The following is a 373-nucleotide window of genomic DNA, read 5'->3' as shown; positions in this document are numbered from 1 at the left end:
CGAGCATTCGTCATGGGGCTACGGCATCGAGCGGGTCGGGGATCGACAGGTCCTCGCAGGCGCTGCGCAGCAGGATCACGCCTTGCACTGGCCGATCGACGCCCACCCGATCAATGCCCATACGGTCCACAAAAGCCTCGACCAGCGCCGTCTTGCCGGCGCCCGCCTCGCCCCAGACGACCACGACGCGGCCACGACCCCCTGTTGCATCCGCCAACAAGGCATCCATCTGCTGCAGCTGCGGCTGCCGTTCCAGAAGCATGATCGCACTCTCGCGAAATCGGAATTCCATCACGGCGGGTCCCCGCCGCGATAGCGTGGGAAACGGCACAGAAATGTGACTTTCCACACATTCCGGTGCCATCTTCCACAT

At 63.8% G+C, this 373-nt stretch carries 1 protein-coding gene; it reads right to left on the bottom strand.

The genetic code is table 11. The annotated features are described in order from the left end of the window. Positions 1–10: 10 nt before the first annotated feature. On the bottom strand, positions 11–373 hold a 363-nt coding region (locus EN861_RS34460), incomplete at its 5' end, for an AAA family ATPase (RefSeq protein WP_245512178.1).

Origin of the sequence: Mesorhizobium sp. M8A.F.Ca.ET.218.01.1.1, from assembly GCF_004791165.1 — a bacterium.
In the GTDB taxonomy this organism is placed as follows: Bacteria; Pseudomonadota; Alphaproteobacteria; order Rhizobiales; family Rhizobiaceae; genus Mesorhizobium.
This window is presented reverse-complemented; position numbering and strand designations above follow the sequence as displayed.